Raw genomic sequence first — 1,101 nt, 5'->3', positions numbered from 1 at the left:
AGCTGTTGAGTGCATAACGGTGCCCCTAAAAGTGCCCTCGAATGCTGAAATAGTATTGGAAGGGGTGGTAAGTGCCGACGAATTTCTCGAANAGGGGCCATATGGCGATCACACAGGGTATTATAACAGTGTGGAGAAGTTCCCAAAATTCACGGTGACGGCCATAACCATGCGCTCTTCACCGATATACATGAGCACTTTTACCGGGAGGCCTCCGGATGAATGCTCTGTGCTGGGAGAGGTGTTGACGGAGCTCCTAATCCCTATGTTAAAGTTGCAATATCCGGAAATCACAGATTTTTGGCTGCCTCCAGAGGGATGCTCATACCGTGTGGCCGTGGTTTCCATCAAAAAGGCGTACCCAGGGCACGCGCGGAGGATAGCCATGGGGGTTTTGTCCTATTTGCGGCAGTTTTTATATGTCAAGTTTGTCATAGTCGTCGACGAGGACATATGCGTGCGAGATTGGAAGGATGTAATATGGGCGATGTCTACCAGGATGGACCCCGCCCGTGACACCATGTTCATTGAGCGATCTCCCATTGACTACCTAGACTTCGCCTCCCCTGAGGAGGGGTTGGGCAGCAAGGTTGGGTTTGACGCGACGAACAAAATTCATCCAGAAACCACCCGCCTTTGGGGTATCCCTCTGAAAATGAGCGAAGATATTACTGAACGGGTGACATCACGATGGGCCGAATACGGATTTAGAGATTAGCCACCACAGCATCTCCTAACCAAGGCCAACACAGCTCTCTGCACCACCTAGCGGCTACTTGCCACTAAGTCTTGGCACTCGTATGACTGGCACAGTCAAACTTACCAGCATTCTCCATGCCTTCACCACTAAGTCCGGCAGCAAATTTAGCCATAAGCTTACCAGCACCAAAGAATATAGCTGTAAATACAACCAACATCACAATAGCAGGCCATGCAAGCTTACCAAAGATGGCCATAATGCTAGAACCCAATATCACCCCAGTCATGATAGGTAGTCCCAGCTTCTGCACAAACCGTATAACGTTACATATAACAACAGTCGCTGTATCATCAGCTTCAGTACTGGGACTAGGGCTCGCCTGAGCAGTAGCCCCTGCAGCA

Annotated in this window: 2 protein-coding genes; one reads left to right on the top strand and one right to left on the bottom strand. The window is 49.9% G+C overall.

Annotation, left to right across the window (positions count from 1 at the left end):
• Nucleotides 1–718, top strand: a 718-nt coding sequence (locus GAC_RS05205) for a UbiD family decarboxylase (RefSeq protein WP_037349738.1), incomplete at its 5' end; no start/stop codon positions are given.
• 64 nt (nucleotides 719–782) lie between these two features.
• On the opposite strand, the gene GAC_RS05200 is transcribed toward GAC_RS05205, so the two are convergent.
• Nucleotides 783–1,101, bottom strand: a 319-nt coding sequence (locus GAC_RS05200; RefSeq protein WP_037349735.1) for a TrbC/VirB2 family protein, incomplete at its 5' end; no start/stop codon positions are given.

The sequence above is a fragment of the Anaplasma marginale str. Florida genome, from assembly GCF_000215485.1.
GTDB lineage: Bacteria > Pseudomonadota > Alphaproteobacteria > Rickettsiales > Anaplasmataceae > Anaplasma > Anaplasma marginale.
Note: the sequence above shows the minus strand (reverse complement) of the source record. Positions and strands in the feature narration are given on the sequence as shown.